We start from the raw sequence: 21,112 nt of genomic DNA, 5'->3' as shown, positions 1-21,112 counted from the left end.
GACCGGCGGAGGAAACCGATGGCCGAGACGGTCACCCCGACGGTGGCGACCCCGCCACCGCCTGCCAGCACCGCCCGCGAACGCCGCGGCTGGTACCTCTACGACTGGGCCAACTCGGCGTTCCAGTCCACGGTCATCACCGTGTTCCTCGGTCCGTTCCTGACCACCGTCGCCGAACTGGCCGCCGGCTGCGAGCTGGGCGCGGACACCTGCGACGGGTACGTGCACCCGCTGGGAATCCGGGTCGCCGCCGGCTCCTACTACCCGTACCTGATCTCCCTGTCGGTGTTCCTCACGGTGTTCGTGCTGCCCGTGGTCGGCGCGGTCGCCGACCGGTCGGCGCACAAGAAGCGGCTGCTGGGCGCGGCGGCGTTCACCGGCGCCGGGGCCACGATCGCGTTCGCGTTCGTCACCGGCGAGCGGTACCTGCTCGGCGGGGCCCTGTTCCTCGTGGCCAACATCGCCTTCGGCGCGGCCGTGGTGGTCTACAACTCGTTCCTGCCGCAGCTGGGCGGCCCCGACGAACGCGACGGCATCTCCAGCCGCGGCTGGGCCATCGGCTACCTCGGCGGTGGCCTGCTGCTGGCCGCGAACCTCGTCGCGGTGACCGCGCTCGCCGAGGAGGGCAACCCGCAGCGCACCCTGGACCTGGCCCGCTGGTCGATCGTGTCGGCCGGGGTGTGGTGGGCCGCGTTCACCCTGGTGCCGCTGCGCTGGCTGCGCGAGCGTCCTCCCGTCGCCGCGCCGACCGGCGGCGGCAACGTGCTCACCGACGGGTTCCGGCAGCTCGGCCGCACCCTGCGCGAGGTCAAGGCGTACCCGCTGACGTTGTTCTTCCTGCTGGCGTTCCTGGTCTACAACGACGGTATCCAGACCGTGATCACGCTGGCCAGCCAGTACGGCACCGAGGAGCTGAAGCTGGGGCAGAGCACCCTGATCACCACCATCCTGCTGGTGCAGTTCCTCGCCTTCGGCGGGGCCCTGGCCCTCGGCGCGCTGGCCCGGCGCATCGGGGCGTGGAAGACGGTGCTGCTCAGCCTCGTGCTGTGGACCGGTGTGATCATCGCCGCGTTCCGGTTGCCCGCCGAGGCGCCGCTGCCGTTCATGATCCTCGGCGGGGCCATCGGTCTGGTGCTGGGCGGCAGCCAGGCGCTGAGCCGGTCGCTGTTCAGCCAGCTCATCCCCGCCGGCAAGGAAGGCGAGTACTACGGCTTCTACGAGATCAGCGACAAGGGCACCAGCTGGCTCGGGCCCCTGGCCTTCGGGCTGGTGTTCCAGCTCACCGCCTCCTACCGGGTGGGCCTGGTCTCCCTGCTGATCTTCTTCGTGGTCGGGTTCGTGCTGCTGGCCGCCGTGCCGATCCGCCGCGCCATCATCGCCGCCGGCAACACCCCGCCGAGGGTGCTGTAGGGGCGCACGCGCCGGGCCGATCGGCGGTGCTCGATCGGCTAGGCTGCCCCGACGTGACCGACGACGCCGCTGCCGCCCCGCTCTGCCTGGCCCGGCCCCTCCCGGGCCCGGACGACGACACCCGCCGCGGCTGCGCCGCCGCCCGGGGCGCCGACGGCCGGCCGCTGCACGCCGCCGCCCTGAAGTTCTTCTGGGGGCCGATGGACTGCGGCAAGTCCACGATGGCCCTGCAGATGAACCACAACCACGCCCGGCAGGGCCGCCGCGGCCTGGTCACCACCCGCATCGACCGGTCCCTGGGCCCGCAGGTCACCACCCGCATCGGCCTGGCCCACGCCGCGATCGAGGTCACCGACGGCCTCGACCTGCGCGACCTGGTCCGCGACGCCTGGGCCGAGGGGGTACGCGTGGACTACCTCATCTGCGACGAGGCGTCGTTCTACGACCTCGAGCACGTCGAGCAGATGGCCGACCTCGTCGACAACTACGACGTCGACGTGTACGCCTTCGGCCTGGCCACCGACTTCCGGTCCAGCCTGTTCCCCGCCGCCCGGCGACTGTTCGAACTCGCCGACTCCGTCGCCCGCATCCAGGTCGAGGTGCTGTGCTGGTGTGGCCGCGAGGGGCTGCTCAACGCCCGCGTCGTCGGCGGCCGGGTCGTGCGCGAGGGCGAACAGGTCGTCATCGGCGACACCGTGGACACCGCCGACGTGCGCTACCAGGTGCTGTGCCGGCGGCACTACCGCGCCGGCGACCTCGGCCCCCGCGACTGACCCCGCCCCGCAAGCCCCACGGCCTCAGAACGGGTCCCCGCACACCCGCCACCGGCCGTCCTCCTTCACCATCGTCACCGTGCGGTCCTCGCCCGCGCCGCCGTCGCGGATCAGCCGCGCCCGCACCGCACCCGTCGGCCGGCCTCCCCTCGTGCGCACCGACACGTCGACGATCTCGTAGCCGGTGACCACCGGCGGCGTACGCACCCAGCTGGCGAAACCGACCGCGCTCCACCGGCTGCGCGACTGGGCGCACAGCCGTCCGTAGGCCCGCTCCACGTCGCCCGCGGCGACCTCCCGCAGGAACCCGTCGGCGCTGTCGCGGACCTGGTCACCGGCACCGGCCAACATCTGCACGTTCCACGCCCCGAGGCCGGCCACCCCCACCAGGCACAGCCCCAACCCCGCGCCGGCCACCAGCAGCCCGGTGCGCGCCGGCCGGCCACGCCGCGCCGGCCGCGTCCACGGCTGCCCACTGCCCATCACGTCGACCGTAGGCCCACCCGCAGCCGCCGCGCAGGCAGTCGCCCCCTGTCGCCCCGCCCGGGGCGCATCGTCTACGGTCGGCGCACACGGATACGAACCCGCGGAGGCGAGGCGACGATGACCCGTTACGTGCAGCCGGTGCCCACCCCCGACGACCCATACACCGGTGACCCGCTGCTGCGGTCCTGGCTGCGCCGCCTGCTCGGCCCGGCCGGGCACGACGCCGCGCAGCCCCGCCTGGTCGACCTGGCCGCCGACGTGGTCGGGCCGCTGCGCGCCGCGCACGCCGACGCCGAGGCCCACCCGCCGGTCCTGGTCCGCTACGACCCGTGGGGCGCGCGCGTCGACCGCGTCGACACCTCCGCCGGGTGGCAGGCCCAACGCGCCGCCGCCGCCCGGCACGCCGTGGTCGCCCTGCCCTACCAGGCCGCGGCGCGCGGGCGGTGGGGGGCCGGCGCGCGGATCGTCCAACACGCCCTGCTGCACCTGTACGGGCCCGAGTCGGCCACGTTCTCCTGCCCGGTGGCGATGGCCGACGGGGCGGCGGCGTTGCTCAGCCTGCCCGACGTCGACGCGGGCGTGCGCGACGCGTGGCTGCCCCGGCTGACCTCCACCGACCCCGACACGGCAATCGTGTCCGGGCAGTGGATGACCGAGTCGCAGGGCGGCTCGGACCTGTCCGGCTCCAGCACCATCGGCCGGCCCGCCGCCGACGGGTCGTGGCGGCTCACCGGCCAGAAGTGGTTCTGCTCCGCCGCCGACGCCCCGATGGCGGTGGCCCTGGCCCGACCCGAGGGCGCCGGGCGGGGCAGCCGCGTGCTCGCCCCGTTCCTGGTACCCCGCTACGCCGCCGACTCGCCCCTGGCCGGTGTCACCGCCGCCGCCGCCGCGCCCGCCCCCGGCGTCACCGTGCACCGGCTCAAGGACAAGCTGGGCACGTGGGCGCTGCCGACCGCCGAGATCGGCCTCACCGACGCGTACGCGCTGCCGTTGGGCGACCCGGCGGTGCCCGGCCTGGCCCGGGCGATGACCCTGGTGGTGGTGACCCGGGTGCACAACGCCGCCGCCGCAGCCGGCGGGATACGCCGTGGCCTCGACTACGCCCGCGCCTACGCCACCGCCCGCGTCGTCGCCGGGGGACGACTGGCCGACAGCCCGCTGCACCGGGCCACCCTCGGCGCGCTCGCCGTGGACGCCGCCGCCGCGTTCGCCCTGGCCGGGCACGCGTTCGCGCTGCTCGGCCGCGTCGAGACCGGTGCCGACGCGGACGCCGTCGCCGAGCTGCGGGTCGTCGCGCCGCTGGCGAAACTCGCCACCGGCCGGCTCGCGGTGTCCTGCGCCAGCGAATACGTGGAGGCCTTCGGCGGCGCCGGGTACGTCGAGGACACCGGCGTGCCCCGGCTGCTGCGCGACGCGCAGGTCCTGCCGATCTGGGAGGGCACCACCAACGTGCTCGCCCTGGACGTGCTGCGCGCCGTCGCCCGCGAGGACGCCGGCGGGCCCCTGCTGCGCCGGCTGACCGCCGCCGTCGACCTGGCCCGGCCGTTGTCGCCCGCCCTGGCCGACACCCTCGCGGCCGTCACCGGGGAGCTGACCGCCGCCCTCGCCGACGTCACCGCCGACCCGCGCGCCACCGCCGTCGTCGCCGGGGCGCGGGGGCTGGCGTTGCGCCTGGCGGCGGCGCTGGCCTGCGCCCTGCTCGTCGAGCACGCCGCGTGGGGCGACGAGCAGGCACGCATCGCCGCCGAGCTGTGGGCGCGGCGGCGGCTGCGCCACGAAGACATCTCCGTCGACGCCCACCGCCACCTGGACCTGCTCTGCTGACCCCGGGTCAGGCCCGCCGCCGCGCCCGCGCCGCCCAGATCGCGTACGCCGGGTCGCGGTCGAGGTTGTGCCGGTCCCGGTCGTAGCGGCGGGTGGTCCGCGGGTCCGCGTGCCCCATCGCGTCCTGCACGTCCTCCAGCGGCACCCCCTCCGCGCGGGCCGTCGTGGCGAACGCGTGCCGCAGCGAGTGCGGCGACAACTTCTCCCACGCCGGGATGCCGGCCGCGCGGGCCAGGCGACGCACCAGCCGGAACACCGAGTGCCGGTCCAGCCGCGCCCCGGTCGCGGTGACCAGCAGCGGCCCGGTCACCTCGTGCACGCCCACCCCCCGTGCCGCCGCCCGCTCGGTCAGGTAAGCGTCCACCTCGTACGCCGTGGACGGCGTCAGCGCCCGCCGCCGCGGCTTGCCACCCTTGCCGACGAACCGGACACTGCGGTGCCCCCGCTCCGCGCCCAGGTCGGCCACGTCCAGCGACACCAGCTCCCCCACCCGCAACCCCAGGTCGGCCAGCAGCGCCACCGCCGCCCGGTTACGAGCCGCCGTCGGCCCGGTCTCGGCCTGCGCGGCGGCCAGCAGCGCGTCCACCTCCTGCGGGGTCAACCCGATCGTCGAGGAGTGGTCCCGGTCGACGCGCGGGCGGTCCGCGGCCGTCACCGGGTTCGCCTCGATCGCCCGCAGCTTGACCAGGAAGTCGTACCAGCTCGACAGGGCCGACAGCTTGCGGGCCACCGTCGCCGGGGTCAACGGCCGGCCGCTGCGCGCCGCCGGGGTGGCCTCCAACTCCCGGCCGTAGGCGTTGACGTCGAGGAAGTTCGCCCGCAGCGGGTCCAACTCCCGCGCTCGGCACCACACCAACCAGCCCGCCACGTCCCGCCGGTACGCGTCGCGGGTGTGCTCGGACAACCGGCGGTTACGCAGCCACGCCTCGGTGAAGTCGCCCGGACCGGCCCCGCGCAGGGCCGGACGGGCCGCGCCACGCGGCAGCACCGGAAACTCGGGACGAAGCATGGGTGAAAGGTTCTCAGCCGCCGTGCGCATCGGCGGTGAGGCGCGCCCGGGCCGATTCCATCGGCGTTCCCGCGGCGGCCCGCTCCTCGTGGACCCGGCCGTCGGCGACCCGCCAACACCGGTCGTAGCCGACCGCGTCGGCGAACCACACGTCGTGGGTCACCAGCACCACCGCGCCCCGGTGGGCGCGCAGGCCGACGAGCAGACGCAGCAGCGTGGTCTTGCCGGCACCGTTGTCGACGGTGAGCAGCACCCGGTCGCCGGCGCGCACATTCAGGTCCACACCCGCGAACAGGTGCCGGTCGTCGGCGCGGGCGGTCACGCCCCGCGAGGCGAGCACCTCCCGGTCGTCGGCGCCAGCCGGGTCACGCAACGCCAGGGTCAGCCCGGTGAACAGCGGTTCGGCGTCGTACTGCTTGCTGACGGACACGACCTCCAACACGGTGATCCTCCGCAGGACGGCAGGCGGGCCGGGACGCCCACGACGGGCGGCCGGTCGGTGCGCGTGGCGGCGGGGCGGACAGCCCGGCCGTGGCCTGCGGGATCACATGTGCTGGTCGGCTCCGGTGTCTCGGCTGCGGGGACGCCGTCGAGTCTGACGTTCCCCGTCGCCGCCCGTGACCGGTTTACCCGGTGCGGCGGCGGTGTCCGGGGCGGTCGGGGCACCCGACATCGGGTGCCCCGACCGCAGGTGTCGGAGTCAGGCGTCGATCTGCCGGCGGCCGTTGCCGCTGGTGGCGATGGCCACCCGGCGGGGCTTGGCCCGCTCGGCCACGGGGATGCGCAGGGGCAGCCCCCGTTGTCGTAGCCCGCCTCGAGGTGGTCGGTGTCGAGGGTGTCGCTGAGGAACAGTTGCCGGCTGAACGTGCCCATGGGACGCTCGGCCGCGACCAGTTCGACGTTGTCGCCGGTCGGGCGGCGGCGCTCCGCGCGGACGGTCAGCACGTTGCGCTCGACGGTGCAGTCGACCCTGTCCGGGTTCACCCCGGGCAGGTCGAACGTGGCGTAGAAGTAGTCCCCGTCGCGGTAGGCGTCCATGTGCATCACTGCGGGGCGGGAGTTGATGCCGAGCAGCTGCTCGGCGAGCCGGTCGATCTCACGGAACGGGTCGGTGCACATCAGCATCGCGGCTCCTCCTCGGTTCTCCTGGCCGCAGGTCCCACTCGGGGGTGACCGGGGCGGCGAAGTCCCAGTCGAAGAACCCGGCGAGCCGCCCGTCGGCCCAGGCCGCGTTGTACGGGGCCGCGTCGTTGTGCCCGACGATCAGGCCCGGCCGCCAGACGCCGCCCTCGCGCCACCGCGCCCCGGTGGACGGCACGAAACCCGCCACCGCGGCGTGCAGGTCCCGCAGCCACCACACGCGACCTGGCGCAGCGCATCGTCGCTGTGGGTCCAGGCCGGCCACGGCCGGGCGGCGCCGACCGTCTCGCCGGGCAGGAACGACAGGATCTCCCGCCCGTGCCCGTCGAAGCCCCGTGCCGTCGAAGCCCCGTGCCCGGGGCGCGCCGTCGAAGCCGACCGCCTCCAAGTGCCGCAGCAGCGCGTGCACCGACGGCGTCCACGGCCCCGGCGTACGCCGCACGGTGTCTGCCTGCATCGGCGCCACCGTAGTTCGGCGTTCGTGGCGCCGCAGCCGCGCTTCGGAGCCCGGTCCCCAGCGGCGAACACCTGTCCGCACCGGCCGACACCGCACTGCGCACATAACTGTCATTATGATGTGCGGATGATTAGCCCGTTTTGCGGCATCTAGTTATCGAATTATCGTTACCGGCAATCCGATAATTTGGGTGGGTTGCCGGCGGGGATGACGGCTGGCACGGTCGGGGCATGACGCACACGGGTGGGGCGGACGTACGCGCCGCGATCGGCGAGATGGGCCGCGTCCTCGGGCCACACGCCGACTGGGCGATGCCGGCGGGGACGTCGGAGTGGAGCTGCTGGACCACGGCGGCGCACGTGGCGCACGACCTGCTCGCGTACGCCGGGCAACTAGCCGGCCGTCCCGCCGACGGCTACCTGCCGTTCGACTTGCGCGTCTCTCCCACCGCGACGCCCGCCCAGATGCTGACCGTCGTCGCCGCCTGCGGCGGACTGCTCGCCACCGCCGTCGACACGGCCGACCCTGACCTGCGGGCCTGGCACTTCGGCCCCTGCGACCCGGCCGGGTTCGCCGCCATGGGCGTGGCGGAGACCCTGCTGCACACCCACGACATCACCCGGGGCCTACACATCGACTGGCGGCCACCCGCCGCGCCCGCCGCCGCCGTGCTGACCCGGCTGTTCCCGGACGCCCCGCCCGGCCCGCCGGCCGAGGTGCTGCTGTGGATGACGGGGTGGGCCGAGTTCGACGGCGGCCCCGCCGCGCCTCGTGGACGTGGCAGGCCGCACTGACCTGACCACACCGGCCGATCAGCCACCGGGCCTGGCGATCACGATCCTCGCGGAGGAGTCGACAAGGGATCGACCACGACCAGGCCCCGCTCGTCGCCGGCCTGCCAACGACTTGCTAGAGGCCGAGTTGGACCGGCTGGTCCGGCGTTCCCCCTGTGAGAAGCGCTGTCAAGGGTGTGGTGAGGTCGCGGGGCGAGAACAGCTCAGGTCCCCGGTGAGCAGCGATCTCCGAGAGCTGCCACCACCGGAACGCGACCAGGTTCTCCGCAGCGAGTTGGTCGTCTGTCATCTCACCGCGGGGCTGGAAGTGGTTCGTGCGGATGAGGAAGTAGTCGTTGATGATGCCGTCGAAGCCCGGCGCGATGTCGGCGGCCACGACTTCCTGGTGCCAGACGTGCGGTGGTTCGGCGATGATCGCCAGACCGGTTTCCTCCCGTAGTTCACGGCGCAAAGCCGTCAGCCGGTCCTCACCGGGTTCGATGCCGCCGCCTGGGGCCGCCCAAACGACCTTCGACTGCTCCGGCACGATCGGGTGGGGAAAGACGAACCGGCAGAGCAGGATGCGGTCGTTCTCGTCAAGGACGATCGCGCGGACGGAGGGGCGCAGGTTCGGCGTCATGCCATGTCGGAAGCGGCGGCGAGGCGCATGATCGGCATTGCCGCAGGTTATCAACCGCCCGCTTGCACCTCGGTCAGCCCCGGCGTGTCGCGGTGGGGTTGTCGTCACCGAAAGGTCTTGTTAGCGTGCCGTTGCGGGTCGAGAGGCGCTGCGACGGATGACCATCCGCCACGCTCGGCCTGTTCTTGGTCCAAGGGCGCCTCCCGCTGGGAGGCTGCCGTCCTTCCCGGCGGATCACCCGCACGGTGAGGGTTGTGCAATGGCAACGGACCTGACTGACTTCATCGCCGGCTTGCCCAAGGTGGAACTGCACGTCCACCACGTCGGGTCGGCGACACCGCACACCGTGGCTCGGCTGGCCGAACGGCGCGCCGGGACCACTGCGGTGCCGGCCGACCCGGCGCTGCTGGCCGAGTACTTCACGTTCACCGACTTCGCGCACTTCATCGAGGTGTACCTGTCGGTGGTGGACCTGATCCGCGACGCCGAGGACGTGGCCACGCTCACCTACGACATCGGCGCCGGCCTGGCCGCCCAGTCGGTGCGGTACGCCGAGCTGACGCTGACCCCGTACTGCTCGATCGTGCGCGGTATCCCGGCCGAGGCGTACTGCGAGGCGGTGGAGGACGCCCGGCTGCGGGCCGCCCGCGACCACGGCATCCAGCTGCGCTGGTGCTTCGACATCCCGGGCGCGCCCACGATGACCGGCGCCGACGTCACCCTGGAGGTGGCGCTCAAACAGCGCCCGGACGGGCTGGTCAGCTTCGGACTGGGCGGCCCCGAGTCCGGAATCCCCCGCGCCCGGTACGCCGGGCATTTCGCCGCCGCGCGGGCAGCCGGGCTGCGCAGCGTTCCCCACGCCGGTGAGTCGACCGGCCCGCAGACCGTGTGGGATGCGGTACGCCATCTAGGCGCGGAACGCGTCGGCCACGGCATCGCCGCCGCCCGCGACCCCGAGTTGATGGCCTACCTGCGTGAGCACGACATCGCCCTGGAGGTGTGCCCGACCTCCAACGCCTGTACCCGCTCGGTGCCGTCGCTGGCCGAGCATCCGCTGCCGCAGTTGGTGGCCGCCGGTGTACCGGTCACCGTCAACTCCGACGACCCGCCCATGTTCTCCACCACCCTGAACAGGGAATACCAGGTGGCCGCAGATCTGCTCGACCTCGACGAGCGCGGCGTCGCGGAGCTGGCCCGCCAGGCCGTGCGGTTCTCGTTTCTCGACGCTGCGGACAAGGCCGCCGTGCTGGCTGAGATCGACGACTATCTCCAGGCGTTCGCCGGTTCCTCCATGGTCGGTCGCCCCTGCGTGCATCCGGCCGATTGAAGGTTGACCCTGACGAGTGCCGGCGATGCCGGGAAAAGTCCACACGGTTCGTTCAACGATACCGTTGAGGGAATGACCATCAGGAACATCGCACGGAAACTCGACGGGGCCGCCGTCTCGGCCTTCCTGCGTTCCCTGCCCGCCCGGCCTCTGCTGCTCGGCCTGGGCGAAGCCCGGCACTTCGTGGGAGAGTTGGGCGAGTTGCGCAACGAGATCTTCCGGCACCTGGTCGAACACGAGGGCTACCGGTCGTTCGCCATCGAGAGCGACTGCCTGATGGGCCTCGTGGTGGACAACCACATCGCGACCGGCGCCGGTGACCTCGACGACGTCATGGCGCGCGGCTTCAGCCACGGCTTCGGCGCGTCGGCGGCCAACCGCGACCTCGTGCGCTGGATGCGCGCCTACAACGAGGCCCACGAGGAGAAGCTGCGGTTCTTCGGGATCGACGGCCCCCTGGAATACTGGGCGGCCAGCCCGCGTCAGGCGCTCACCGCCCTGCACGGTCTCCTCGACGGCCCGCTGCCCTGCACCCGGGAAACCCTCGACGCGCTGCTCGGCCCCGACGAGCGGTGGTCGAACGAGGCCACCGTCATGGACCCTTCCCGGTCGATCGGCCAGTCCGCCGACGCCCAGCGGCTGCGGGTGATTGCGGACGACCTGTTGGCGCTGCTCGACACGCAGGCGCCGCAGCTGAGCGTGCGCGATCGGGAACGGGCGGAGTTGTACGGGCGCACCGCCGTCGGCCTGCTCCGCTACCACCGCTGGATGGCAGACGTCTCTGCGGCCCGGATTTCCCGGCTGTCGGGGCTGCGGGACGCGATGATGGCCGCCAACCTGAGTGCCGTGGCCGAGCACGGCCCGGCCATGGTCTTCGCCCACAACCTCCACCTGCAGCGGAACAGCAGCCGCATGTCGCTCGGCGACCAGCCGATCGAGATGTGGGGCGCGGGGGCAATCACGGCGGCCCGCCTGGGCGACCGGTACGCCTTCCTGGCCTCAGCGTTCGGCACCGTCGGTGGCGACGCCCCGCCTGCGGGGACCGTCGAGGGCGTCCTGGCCAGGCTCCCGTGGGACAATTCCCTCGTCGACGGCCGGCGGCTGGCCCGGGCGACCACCACCGCCGGCCTGCGGGTCTCCCCCGACTTCGCCTACTTCCCGCTGGACCCAGCCCAGCTCGACCTGGTCGACGGCATCGTCTTCGTCAAAGAGGCCGTCGAACTGGGCGCACCCTAGCGCTGCGTCAGGGCCGACCCCCGCCGCCGCCAGCGGCGGCGGGGGCCGGGCTGTGCAGGCGGTGCCGGACGCGCCGCCGCCACCGCCACCGCCTGCGCGTGGGCCCGTTCCCGGCCGGCGTGCCACCCGGCGACCACCTCGTCAACGTTGACGGGACGCACCACGACCTGCGGGCCGGTCGGGTTGCGCAGCCAGGCGACGACCTCCCGGTTGAGGTCGGCGACGTACGCCCGCACGGAGGCCTCGGTGGGCAGGTCCCGCACCTCGTCGGGCACCCGTTCGATCCTGCGGCGCAGCAGCAGCGGGGTGGGCAGCAGCAGGTCGCTGGGCAGCTTCTCGCGCTCCAGGAAGCTCTTGATCCACCACGACTCGTCGTAGGGCCTGCCCCGGCCCGGCAGCGGTTTGCCCGCCCCGGGCAGGTTGTCGAACTCGCCGTGCTCCTGGGCGGTGCGGATCTGCGCCTCGGCGGCGGCCTCCCACCTTCCGGTCACCTCGCCACCTCCCCGGTCTCCACCGTAGCGTCTTGACCGCGGACGCAGCCGGATGCCGGGGAAGCGCTCGCAGCTCCGCCTCGGTCGCTGCCGTGGCGTGGGGCGGCGTGGCGGTGCCCGTCGTGCGCGCAGCCGGGCAGGACGTCCTTGAGCACCACCGTGGCGACGAGGCGGTCGCCGCCGCCGGGGCGGGGTTCGCGCACGGCGAAGGCGAACCGCCGGCCGGCGGCCCAGCCCTGCCGGCTGCGGGTCATCCACCGGTGGGCGTCGCGGGTGTCGTCGACCGGGTGCCGGCTCCAGTGGCGCAGCACCGGGTCGCGGTAGACCTCGATCAGCTCGGGGATGTCGCCGTCGCGCCAGGGGCGCAGCTCCAGCTCGGGATGGTGGGGGACGCGGGGGTCCGCAGGAGCACCGACATCACCGTAGTGTCACCCGTCGACGGCGTCCGGCGCCGCCCCGGGAACGGCTCGGGAACGGCTCGGGGCCGGGGTCAGCCGGCCCCGGGGTGGCGGTGGCGGCGCACCAGGCCGGCGGCCAGTGGCGCGCCGTCGAGGTCACCGGCGGCGATCCGGCCGGCGACGGTACGCCGCACGAGGCGGTCGGCCAGGGCGGGCGCGTGCCGGGCAACGGCCAGCTCGAGGCGACCCCGGGCGGTGGTGGCCACGTCGCGCGGGGCGCGGCGTGCTGCTGCGGCGCGCAGGATCGCCGCGACGACGCCCTCGACCGGTTCGGGCCGGGATACCCCGTCCAGGGACAGCCCGGCGCGCACGGTGCTGTCGTGGATCGGTGAGGCGACCATGCTGGGGTAGACGACGGTCACGCCGACGTGGGTGCCGACCTCCAGGCGCAACGCGTCGGCGTACGCGACGAGGGCGCGTTTGCTGACCCCGTACGCGGCGGCCAGGGGCAACGGCAGCACCGCCATCCGGCTGGCCACGAAGATCACCCGGCCGTGGGCGGCGACGAGGGCGGGCAGGGCGGCGGCGGTGGTGCGCCAGGCGGCGAGGAGGTTCACCTCGATCTGCTGGCGCACAGTGTCGTCGGGGGGCAGTTCGGCGGGGGCGGGGCCGCCGACGCCGGCGTTGTTGACCAGCAGGTCGAGGCCGCCGAGCCGGTCGACGGCGGCGGCCACCGCAGCGGCCGTGGCGTGCGGGTCGGTCAGGTCGACGCCGAACACCGGGGTGTCGGGGTCGTCGTGGGCGTGCAGGTCGAGGCCGACGACGCGGGCGCCGGCGGCGCGCAGCGCCGCGCACAGGTGCCGGCCGAAGGTGCCGGCCGCGCCGGTGACGAGGGTGCGGCGGCCGGTCAGGGCGCTCACGCCGCGTCCCGGGCGGCGCGGCGGGCACCGGCGGCGAGTTCGCGGCCCAGCTGCACCAGGTACGCGTCGAAGTCGACCCGCATGGCCGGGCGCCGGTGCCCCCAGCGGGCGGCGGCGGCGCGCAGCTCGGCGCGGCAGGCGGCGCGTTGGGCTGCTGCGTCGGGCGGGGCGTACCGGCCGGCGAGGCGCGCGGCGACGAGGCGGGCCTGCGCCTCGAGTAGGGGGAACGCCGCGCCGGTGGACTGCATCAGCCCGACGAAGGCCAGGCCGGGGGCGTCGAGGTGGAACACGTGCCGGTACAGCGGCAGGGTGTCGGGGCCGGCGCCGAGCAGCGCGGGGTCGAGGAACGGCATCTCGACGCGGTAGCCGGTGCACCAGACGACCAGGTCGACGGCGTCGATGCGGCCGTCGGTGAACTCGACCCGGTCGCCGTGGAACGCGGCGACGCCGGGGCGGGCCTCGACGTCGCCGTGGGTGAGCCGCGACAGCAGCGCGTCGGAGAGGGTGGGGTGGTCCTGGAGGAAGCCGTGGGTGGGTGCGGGCAGCCCGTAGCGGGTGGGCGGGCCGACGGTGGCGGTGAGCATGGCCTGGCTGATCCGCTGGCGCAGCCGCCAGGGCAGCCGCCGCGCGAGCGCCCCGTTGAGGGTGTCCGACGGGCGGCCGAGCAGGTGCTTGGGCACCACCCACACGCCGCGGCGCAGCGACAGCAGGGTACGTCGGGCGGTGTGGGAGGCGTCCACGGCGATGTCCATGGCGGAGTTGCCGCCGCCGACGACGAGGACCCGTCTGCCGGTGAGTTGGTCGGGGCCACGGTAGGCGTGGCTGTGGATCTGCTCGGCGGTGCAGTCGCCCGGCGGGCCGGGGTCGGGCAGTCGGGGGACCCGGTTGTGCCCGTTGGCCACGACGACGGCCTCGGCGGTGACCTCGCTCGCGCCGTCGGGGCCGGTGACGCGTATCGTCCAGCGGTCGTCGGGGTCGCGGGTGACCCCGACGACGGTGTGCCGCAGCCGGACGGCGTCGAACAGCCCGAAGCGGTGGGCGTAGTCGCGCAGATAGCCGGCGACGCGGGTGTGGTCGGGGTAGTCGGGCCAGCAGGCGGGCATGGGGTGGTCGGCGAACTGGGTGCGGGTCCGGCTGGTGTTCAGGTGCAGGGTGCGGTAGGCGGGCGAGCCGGGCGCCCCGTACACCCACAGGCCGCCGACGGTGTCGGCGGCCTCGAAGGCCACGGCCGCGACGCCGGCGTCAGCGAGGGCCTTGAGGGTGGCCAGGCCGGCGGCGCCGGCGCCGATCACCGCGACCCGCGGGGGTTGCCCCATGTCGTGTCCTCCCCCACCATAAATCCAACGTCTGATGGATAATGCGGGGTTCGCGGTCCGCCGTCAAGGTGGCCGGCGCGGGCCGGACCTACGCACCCGGGCGGCCGGTCGCCGTCTTCGCGTGGCTGGCGCGCAACGCCCGTCGCTGACCGCCGCCTCGGGCCGGTCAGGCGCGGCGTGCGGCCCATACGGTGCGTTCGGTGCGCACCGCGAGATCGCTGCGGCGCAGGATGCTGCGGGGGCTGTCGATGTGGAGCAGCTGGTCGAGAGCGGCAAGGTCCTCAGCGGTGAGGGCGTGGGCGGCGCTGGCACGCAGGCGCCGCAGGCTGCTGAGCGCGTACCGACCGACCGCCTCGTCGTCGGAGCCGTGGACGTTCACGGTGATCGTGCGCTCGCCCTCGACGGTGAACCCGGCAGCGGTGAGCTTGGGGCCCCAGTCGGCACCGCGGTGCGGCACGTGCTCGGCGTGGTGGTGCGTGAGGGCGGCGTGACAGCGCTCCTCCAGGCCGGGGCGTTCCGCCGGGGCGTTGGCGGGCAGGAAGCGCGGGAAGCCGGCCAGCTCGACGACGGCGAACAGACCGCCGGTCGCGAGCAGGTCGTGGACCTTGCGCAGGGTACGGTCGGGGTCGACCAGGTGGTGCATCGAGGCTGACGCCCACACCAGCTCAGGCTGGTCGAGACCGGGCCAGGTCGCGTCGAGATCGGCCACCTCCGTGCGTACCCGGTCGGCCACGCCGAGCGCCTCGGCCCTCTCCCGCAGGCGGTGCAGGTGGCCGGCCGATGCGTCCACGGCGGTCACCTGTGCTTCGGGAAAGCGCGTGAGCAGGGCGAAGGTGCCGGCGCCCGTCCCGCAGCCCAGGTCCACGATGTGGCGCGGCTCCCGTTCGACGGGCAGCCACGCGGTGATGGACGCGGTGTGCTTGGCGAGCACTTCCGCGTCCAGCTCGAGGATCTCCGCCTGGCCGTCGGAGTCCAGGGTGTGGTGCTGGGAAACGGGGTGCGCGCCGTCGCGTGCCGGGTGGGGGGAAGCGTGGGTCATGACAGCCACGCTAGGAGGATCTTGCCGTCGCGGCACCACGGTTCCCGGGGTGCGCAAGACGATGGCCGGATGACGTGCCGCACGCGCAAACGGCCGACTCCGGACAGCCGACAGAGCGGCCCACGCCATCGCCCTTCGCCGTGACCGACCCGGGCACCCGGTGCGTCACCGGGAGGGTCGACCGCGGCTTCAGCTGTCCTCACCGCGCTGGTGGCCGCGTCGGGCGTCGCGATCGAAGATGCCCAGGATCTCGCAGGGCCCACCCTCGGCGCCGATCGCGTGCGGCAGCATCGTGGGGAACTCCGCGGCCTGGTTCGTCTCCACCCGAACGCGCCGGTTGCCCAGCAGCAGGACCGCGGTGCCGGACAGGACGACGAGCCATTCGCGGCCCGGATGGGCGCGCATGCCTGAGGGGCTGTCGGGCGGCGGGTTCGTCATGCGCTGGCGCACGACGCTCATGCCGGGTTCGGCCTTGATGGGCCAACGCATGAGCCCATGCGCTCTGTCGATCATCGGGCTGGTGACGATGCTGTCGGCCGCGGTCTCGACGAGCTGGTCCAGGGAGGTGTCCAGGGCCCGGGCGAGGGTGACGAGCTGGTCGAGGGCCAGGCGGCGCTGGCCGTTCTCGATACGGCTGAGCGTGGACTGGCTGACCCTGGCCCGGGCGGCCAACTCCTCCAGGGACCAGCCCTGCGCCACTCGCAGAGCGCGGATCCGCTTGCGTACCAGGCTGTCCAGCTCGCCATTGCCTTGCGTCATAAGCAACATCCTATGCCGTTGCCGCAAACCATGCCTATCGTCGTGCCGCGGTCCCCGCACCGACCGGGGCCCGCGCGAAGGAAACGCGTCGCCCGGTCTGAACCGCTGCCGCGTTGGCGACCGAGGCGGTGTCCACCCGGATGCCGACCGGGCCGCTGCCCTGACGCCGAACTCTGCATGCCCTGCGAGAGGAACCCCATGAGCACGAACCAGCTTCCACCGGTGAGCGTGTCCGACCCGCCCAGCGCCACCAGCGAGGGCGTGCCGGACGCGCGCCAGCGTCGCACGATCCTGGTGACCGTGTGTATCGCGTTGATGGCCGTCATCGCCTCGGTGTCCGGGCTCAACGTCGCCCAACCAGACCTCGCGGTCGACTTCGGCGCCTCGCAGAGCACGATCCTGTGGATCATCAATATCTACACCCTCAGCCTGGCCGCGCTGCTGCTGCCGCTCGGCGCGCTCGGCGACCGCTGGGGCCGCAAGCCCATGCTCGTCACCGGCCTGACCGTCTTCGGCACCGCCAGCGCAGCCGGTGGTTTCGCCCCGTCGACGGAGGTCATGCTCGCCGCACGCCTGTTCGGCGGTGTGGGCGCGGCAATGATCATGCCCATCACGCTCGCCGTCATCACCTCCACCTTCCCGAAGGAGGAGCGCGGACGGGCGATCGGCGTGTGGACCGGCGTCGCCGGAGGCGGCGGCATCCTGGGCATGTTCCTCTCCGCCGCCCTGGTCGACGTAGCGACCTGGCGGTGGCTGTTCGCCCTGCCCGTGGCACTCGTCGTCGTGGCCCTCGTCCTGGCGCTGCGGTCCGTCCCCAACTCCCGCGAGAGGTCCGGGCATCCCTTCGACACCGTCGGCGCGCTCACCTCCGGCGTCGCGGTGGTCGGCCTCATCTTCGTCCTGCAGGAGGGGCCCGAGCGGGGATGGACCGCCCCCGCCACCCTGCTCAGCCTCGTCGTCGGTGTCGTCGCCGCTGTGGGTTTCGTGGCCTGGGAACTGCGCGTCGGTGACGCCGCGCTACTGGACGTGCGCCTCTTCGGCGAGCGCTCTCTGGCGGGTGGCTCGACGACGCTGCTGGTGCTCTTCGGCGTCCAGGCCGGCATCTTCGTGGTCCTGTTCCCCTTCTTCCAGGCCGTGCTCGGCTGGTCGGGTCTGCGGTCCACCCTGGCGCTCATGCCCATGGCCGTGCTCATGATGATGGCCTCTGGCCTGGCACCCAGGCTGGCCGCGCGCGTCGGCAGCCGGTCCACCATGGCGACCGGGGTCCTCCTGGCCGGCGCCGGCCTGGCCCTCATGTCCACCCTCGTCTCCATCGACGGCGGCTACCTGTCCGTTCTTCCCGGCATGCTCGCCATGGGGATCGGCATGGGACTGTCGATGACGCCCTCGACCGAGGCCATCACCGGTTCCCTGCCACGGGAGCGTCAGGGCGTTGCCTCCGCACTCAACGACGTCACCCGGGAGTTCGGCACCGCGCTCGGCGTCGCCCTGCTCGGCGCGCTCCTGTCCGCCGGCTACCGCAACGCGATCGGCTCCCTGCTCGACGGTGTTCCCCAAGGCCCCGCCGACGCCGCACGCGAAGGCGTCGCCAACGCCCTCGATGCCGCCAACGGTGCCGGACCCCACGGACAGGAACTGGTCCATGCCGCTCAGCAATCGTTCGTCGACGGATGGCAGCAGGCCATGTGGGCGGGCGTCGCCGTCATGACCGTCCTGTTCTTCTTCGTCCTCACCCGAGGCCCGCTGCCGCGCCCACACGCACCAGCGGACGAACACGACGCCTAGCCACCACCGGAGCGGTTCGTGGTCAGCCGCTCGATGCCGAGTGCAGCCGCGTCCGCTCCCGGCGTGAGGAACTCGAGAAGTGGATCTGCCACGCAGTTTTGTCAGTGCTGGGACCGTTACGTCGCCGCGCAGCGGTTGTCGGCGCACCGCTGGCTCGACGCCCACCCCGACGGCGAACTGGCCGCCCGGCTAGGGCGTGGTCGGCTGCTCGCCGGGCCAGTACAGGCTGTCGAGGAAGCGGTGCACGAAAGCGCGGAACTCCTGGCGTTCCCGCTGCGCCGACGCCGCGTCGGCGGCCAGCGCCACCACGTGCGCGTGCACGGCCCAGACCAGGCTGCGTACCGTGAGGTGCGGGGTGGGCTCGACCAGCGCGCCGGCCGCCGCGGCAGCCCGCAGCAGCTGCTCCACCAGCTCGTACAGCGGCGCGGAGTAGCGCTCGTCGAGGTCGGCGTGCCGGTGCGGCTCCAGCCAGCGGCGTAGCCACAGGGCGGTGGTCTGCGGATGCTGCTGCAGGAAGTCGACGAACACGTCGACCAGGTCGTGCAGCGCCCCCCGGGCCGCGGCGGGCCCGGTGGCGAGGGCGTCGTGGGCCGCCCGCGTCGCGGCTTGCAGGACGCCGCGTTCGGCGACGAACACCCGGGCGAAGCAGGCGTCGTAGAGCTGCGCCTTCGTACCCGTGTGGTGGGAGACCGTGGCGACGTCGACGCCGGCGGCGGCGGCGACCTGCCGCAGCCCGACGGCGTCGAAGCCTCGGGCCGCGAACAGCGCGGTGGCGGCGGTCAGCACCACCTCGCGGGTGTCGCGGCTCTCGGAACGCCGGGGTCGGCCGGGGCGCCGTCGGGGCATGGTCATGGCCGCCATTGTCCCCCTACAATCCAGCAACCGTTGGATTTGGGGGCGGCGTGCCGCCGGAAGGACACCGACCATGACCCGGCCCGACCCGCCCGCCCCCGACCCGCAGACAGACCTGCCGCGCGGCCCGCTGCTCGGCTTCGCCGCCGGTTCCCTCGGCATGGGTGTCTGGGTAACCGTACCCGGGCTGCTGCTGCTGTACTTCCTCACCGACGTGCTCGCCGTGACGCCGTGGCTGGCCGGCCTGGCGCTGCTGGCACCGAAGGTCGCCGACGTGCTGGCCCACCCGTGGGTCGGCCACCGCAGCGACGCCGAGTCGGCCCGCCGCGGCGACCGGCGGCGGCTGCTGCTGACCGGCTGCGCGCTGCCGGCGGCGTTCGCCGCGCTGTTCGCGGTGCCCGGCGGCCTCACCGGCGCGTCCGCGGCGGCGTGGGTGGCCGTGTTCTTCGTCGCCGGGAACCTGCTGTTCGCCGCCTACCAGGTGCCCTACCTGGCCACCTCGGCGGACCTGCGGATCGGCTACCACGAGCGGACCCGGCTGATGGCGTTCCGGATGGTGGTGCTCACCACCGGGATCCTGGTCTGCGGGCTGCTCGCGCCGCTGCTGACCGGCAGCGGCGACGCCACCCGCAGCGGCTACCAGCGGATGGGACTGCTGCTGGGCGCCGGCGCCCTCGCCACCATGCTGGTCGGTGTCGCCGGCATCGGCCGGCTGCGCCGGGCCGCCGGCACCACCGCGCAGCGCCACGCACCGGGCGGCTGGCCCGCCCTCGCGGCGGCGCTGCGCGACGGGCAGTTCCGCTGGCTGGCCGCCGCCTACCTGGCGATGTCGACGACGACGCACCTGGTGCTGGCCGGCGTGCCGTACTACGCCGAGTACGAGCTGGGCCGTCCGGCGCTGACCACGGTGCTGGTCGCCGCGTTCGTCGCGCCGGCGCTGCTGGTCACCCCGGGCTGGCTGGCCGTGGCCCGCCGCGTCGGCAAGCAGCGGGCCCTGCTGGTCGCGCAGGGCGCGTTCGCGGCCGGGTCGCTGGTCCTCGCCGTGGGTCGACCCGCCGGCCTGCCGGTGCTGCTCACGGCGGTGACGGTGCTCGGGGTCGCGTTCGCCGGCATGCAGCTGCTGCCGTTCGCGATGATGCCCGACGTCATCCGGGCCGCCGGCACCACCGGCGCGGGCACCTACACCGGGGTGTGGACGGCCACCGAGGCCACCGGCGCGGCGCTGGGCCCCTACGCGTACGCGTTGTGCCTGACCGCCGGCGGGTTCGTCGCCTCCACCGGCGGCCAGATGGTCGACCAGCCGGACGCGGCCGGGGCCGCGATCCGCTACGGCTTCGGGTTGCTGCCGGCGGCGCTGATGCTCGCCGCAGTGGGGCTGCAACGCCGCTACACCCTCGACGGCGCGGCCCGCGCCGCCGGCTGACGGGTGTAAGCAGGGGCACCCTGTTGACGCTTCCGGTGGAGCCGGGCCCCTTGTTGACGCCCGCCGCGGGCGGCCACCGGGCGGGACTGACGCCCGCCGCTAGACTTCCGCCTCGATGGACGACCAGCCCTCCCCCACCACCGAGACCCGCCCCTGCACCCACTGCGGACGCGACGTGCCCCAGCGGGCCGGCGCGGGCCGGCCGTTTCGCTACTGCCGGGACAACGACGGCGCCTGCCAGCGGGCCTCCCGCAACAGCCGGATGCGTCACCGCAACGCCCCCGGCCTGCCCGGGCAGGTGGCCCGCACCTGGGAGGCGGTGGACCGGCTCGACCAGATCGTGCAGACCCTCACCGAGGCGCTGCACGCCGAACTGTCCCCGGCCGGGGTGCAACGGCAGCTGGCGCAGCTGCGCGCGGAGACCGCCGCCGAACTCGCCCAGGCCCACACCGAACGCGACGAGGCCCGCCGCGACGCCCAGGACGCGGCGGCGGCCGCCGCCCGCGCCGGCCAGCAGGCCCGCACCGCCGCCGCCGAACGCGACACCGCCACCGCCCGCGCCGACGCGGTGCAGGCCGACGCGGCCGCGGACCGGCAGCGGGCCGACGCCGCCGAGGCGGCCCGCGACACCGCGCGCCGCGACACCGGCGCGGCGCAGGCACTGCGGGTGCAGGCCGAACGGGACCGCGACGCCGCCCGCTACGAGCTGCGCACGGTGCGCGGCGAGCGCGACGCCGAGCGGCAACGCGCCGCCGACCTGACCGCCGAACGCGACGCCGCCCGCGATACCGCCCGCCGCGACGCCGAGGCGGCGGCGCAGGCCCGCCGCCGCGCCGAGCAGGCCGACGCGCAGGCACAACAGGCCCACGCCGACGCCCGCAGCGCCGCGCTGGGCGCCGACGCCGCCCGCGCCGACGCGCAGCAGGCCCGCGAGCAGGCCGGTGCCCGCCGTCCGGGCGCTGCGCCGGGCGCCGGAGAAGCCCTCCGGGGCGGACCGGGCGGTCGCGGACGGCTGAGCGGCGGGGTCCCGGCGCCGGACCCCGGGTAAACAGAT

Annotated in this window: 21 protein-coding genes, 1 pseudogene and 1 riboswitch; of the genes and pseudogenes, 9 read left to right on the top strand and 13 right to left on the bottom strand. The window is 74.2% G+C overall.

The genetic code is table 11. From position 1 onward, the window contains the following. Positions 1 to 18 precede the first annotated feature (18 nt). Both ACFT41_RS22745 and ACFT41_RS22740 read left to right on the top strand, forming a co-directional pair. Positions 19 to 1,410 (top strand): MFS transporter, encoded by a 1,392-nt coding sequence (locus tag ACFT41_RS22745; RefSeq protein WP_377588183.1) that lies wholly within the window; start codon positions 19 to 21, stop codon positions 1,408 to 1,410. A gap of 53 nt (positions 1,411 to 1,463) precedes the next feature. Beyond that, positions 1,464 to 2,183, top strand: a complete 720-nt coding sequence (locus ACFT41_RS22740; protein ID WP_377588182.1) for a thymidine kinase — start codon at positions 1,464 to 1,466, stop codon at positions 2,181 to 2,183. A gap of 24 nt (positions 2,184 to 2,207) precedes the next feature. Here the strand turns inward: ACFT41_RS22740 and ACFT41_RS22735 are convergent, their stop codons facing one another. Further along, positions 2,208 to 2,666, bottom strand: coding sequence for a hypothetical protein (locus ACFT41_RS22735; protein ID WP_377588181.1), 459 nt, complete (start codon positions 2,664 to 2,666; stop codon positions 2,208 to 2,210). Positions 2,667 to 2,786: 120 nt separating this feature from the next. Here ACFT41_RS22735 and ACFT41_RS22730 point away from each other — a divergent pair, with 120 nt between their 5' ends. After that, a complete protein-coding gene (locus ACFT41_RS22730; protein WP_377588180.1) occupies positions 2,787 to 4,493 on the top strand; it encodes an acyl-CoA dehydrogenase family protein in 1,707 nt (568 codons plus the stop codon). 7 nt (positions 4,494 to 4,500) lie between these two features. Here the strand turns inward: ACFT41_RS22730 and ACFT41_RS22725 are convergent, their stop codons facing one another. The 4 genes and pseudogenes from ACFT41_RS22725 to ACFT41_RS22710 form a co-directional block, all read right to left on the bottom strand. Beyond that, positions 4,501 to 5,502, bottom strand: coding sequence for a tyrosine-type recombinase/integrase (locus ACFT41_RS22725; RefSeq protein ID WP_377588179.1), 1,002 nt, complete (start codon positions 5,500 to 5,502; stop codon positions 4,501 to 4,503). Positions 5,503 to 5,515: 13 nt separating this feature from the next. Further along, entirely contained in the window at positions 5,516 to 5,944 is a 429-nt protein-coding gene (locus ACFT41_RS22720) for an ATP-binding cassette domain-containing protein (protein WP_377613970.1), read from the bottom strand. Between the two features lie 258 nt (positions 5,945 to 6,202). Further along, positions 6,203 to 6,627, bottom strand: a pseudogene (locus tag ACFT41_RS22715) (Hsp20/alpha crystallin family protein). Next, the gene (locus ACFT41_RS22710) at positions 6,599 to 7,099 is read right to left on the bottom strand and encodes a hypothetical protein (RefSeq protein ID WP_377589490.1); all 501 of its coding nucleotides are present in this window, start codon (positions 7,097 to 7,099) and stop codon (positions 6,599 to 6,601) included. Before ACFT41_RS22710 ends, ACFT41_RS22715 begins: the two are co-directional and overlap by 29 nt. A gap of 230 nt (positions 7,100 to 7,329) precedes the next feature. Between ACFT41_RS22710 and ACFT41_RS22705 the strand changes: the two genes are divergently transcribed. Then, entirely contained in the window at positions 7,330 to 7,893 is a 564-nt protein-coding gene (locus tag ACFT41_RS22705) for a maleylpyruvate isomerase N-terminal domain-containing protein (protein WP_377589489.1), read from the top strand. A gap of 115 nt (positions 7,894 to 8,008) precedes the next feature. On the opposite strand, the gene ACFT41_RS22700 is transcribed toward ACFT41_RS22705, so the two are convergent. Then, positions 8,009 to 8,512 carry an NUDIX domain-containing protein gene (locus tag ACFT41_RS22700; protein ID WP_377589488.1) on the bottom strand — a complete coding sequence of 168 codons (504 nt, stop codon included), beginning with the start codon at positions 8,510 to 8,512 and terminating at the stop codon, positions 8,009 to 8,011. A 134-nt stretch (positions 8,513 to 8,646) separates the two neighbouring features. Next, positions 8,647 to 8,720: riboswitch (S-adenosyl-L-homocysteine riboswitch) on the top strand. 51 nt (positions 8,721 to 8,771) lie between these two features. On the opposite strand from ACFT41_RS22700, the gene ACFT41_RS22695 reads away from it, so the two are divergent. Both ACFT41_RS22695 and ACFT41_RS22690 read left to right on the top strand, forming a co-directional pair. Continuing rightward, positions 8,772 to 9,839: an adenosine deaminase gene (locus tag ACFT41_RS22695; RefSeq protein ID WP_377589487.1), complete on the top strand. Its 1,068-nt coding sequence runs from the start codon at positions 8,772 to 8,774 to the stop codon at positions 9,837 to 9,839. A 72-nt stretch (positions 9,840 to 9,911) separates the two neighbouring features. Further along, positions 9,912 to 11,075 (top strand): erythromycin esterase family protein, encoded by a 1,164-nt coding sequence (locus tag ACFT41_RS22690; protein ID WP_377589486.1) that lies wholly within the window; start codon positions 9,912 to 9,914, stop codon positions 11,073 to 11,075. Here the strand turns inward: ACFT41_RS22690 and ACFT41_RS22685 are convergent. From ACFT41_RS22685 to ACFT41_RS22660, 6 genes are all read right to left on the bottom strand, one after another. After that, positions 11,072 to 11,566, bottom strand: coding sequence for a DUF1992 domain-containing protein (locus ACFT41_RS22685; protein WP_377589485.1), 495 nt, complete (start codon positions 11,564 to 11,566; stop codon positions 11,072 to 11,074). The genes ACFT41_RS22690 and ACFT41_RS22685 overlap by 4 nt on opposite strands. Next, on the bottom strand, positions 11,563 to 11,934 hold the full coding sequence (locus tag ACFT41_RS22680; protein WP_377589491.1) for a GNAT family N-acetyltransferase: 372 nt from the start codon (positions 11,932 to 11,934) through the stop codon (positions 11,563 to 11,565). The genes ACFT41_RS22685 and ACFT41_RS22680 overlap by 4 nt, the downstream gene beginning before the upstream one ends. A gap of 122 nt (positions 11,935 to 12,056) precedes the next feature. Next, a complete protein-coding gene (locus ACFT41_RS22675) occupies positions 12,057 to 12,884 on the bottom strand; it encodes an SDR family NAD(P)-dependent oxidoreductase (RefSeq protein WP_377589484.1) in 828 nt (275 codons plus the stop codon). Further along, complete coding sequence (locus ACFT41_RS22670; protein ID WP_377589483.1) at positions 12,881 to 14,200, bottom strand: flavin-containing monooxygenase; 1,320 nt, start codon at positions 14,198 to 14,200, stop codon at positions 12,881 to 12,883. Before ACFT41_RS22670 ends, ACFT41_RS22675 begins: the two co-directional genes overlap by 4 nt. Before the next feature lie 166 nt (positions 14,201 to 14,366). Then, positions 14,367 to 15,239 (bottom strand): class I SAM-dependent methyltransferase, encoded by an 873-nt coding sequence (locus ACFT41_RS22665; RefSeq protein WP_377589482.1) that lies wholly within the window; start codon positions 15,237 to 15,239, stop codon positions 14,367 to 14,369. A gap of 189 nt (positions 15,240 to 15,428) precedes the next feature. After that, positions 15,429 to 15,998 carry a helix-turn-helix domain-containing protein gene (locus ACFT41_RS22660; RefSeq protein WP_377589481.1) on the bottom strand — a complete coding sequence of 190 codons (570 nt, stop codon included), beginning with the start codon at positions 15,996 to 15,998 and terminating at the stop codon, positions 15,429 to 15,431. Positions 15,999 to 16,196: 198 nt separating this feature from the next. On the opposite strand from ACFT41_RS22660, the gene ACFT41_RS22655 reads away from it, so the two are divergent. Beyond that, on the top strand, positions 16,197 to 17,783 hold the full coding sequence (locus tag ACFT41_RS22655) for an MFS transporter (protein ID WP_377589480.1): 1,587 nt from the start codon (positions 16,197 to 16,199) through the stop codon (positions 17,781 to 17,783). A 189-nt stretch (positions 17,784 to 17,972) separates the two neighbouring features. On the opposite strand, the gene ACFT41_RS22650 is transcribed toward ACFT41_RS22655, so the two are convergent. Beyond that, complete coding sequence (locus ACFT41_RS22650; protein ID WP_377589479.1) at positions 17,973 to 18,635, bottom strand: TetR family transcriptional regulator; 663 nt, start codon at positions 18,633 to 18,635, stop codon at positions 17,973 to 17,975. Between the two features lie 73 nt (positions 18,636 to 18,708). On the opposite strand from ACFT41_RS22650, the gene ACFT41_RS22645 reads away from it, so the two are divergent. Then, complete coding sequence (locus tag ACFT41_RS22645; RefSeq protein ID WP_377589478.1) at positions 18,709 to 20,058, top strand: MFS transporter; 1,350 nt, start codon at positions 18,709 to 18,711, stop codon at positions 20,056 to 20,058. Between the two features lie 115 nt (positions 20,059 to 20,173). After that, complete coding sequence (locus ACFT41_RS22640) at positions 20,174 to 21,106, top strand: hypothetical protein (RefSeq protein ID WP_377613969.1); 933 nt, start codon at positions 20,174 to 20,176, stop codon at positions 21,104 to 21,106. Positions 21,107 to 21,112: the final 6 nt, after the last annotated feature.

Source organism: Micromonospora sp. NPDC057141, assembly GCF_042670805.1.
Classification (GTDB): domain Bacteria; phylum Actinomycetota; class Actinomycetes; order Mycobacteriales; family Micromonosporaceae; genus Micromonospora.
Note: the sequence above shows the minus strand (reverse complement) of the source record. Positions and strands in the feature narration are given on the sequence as shown.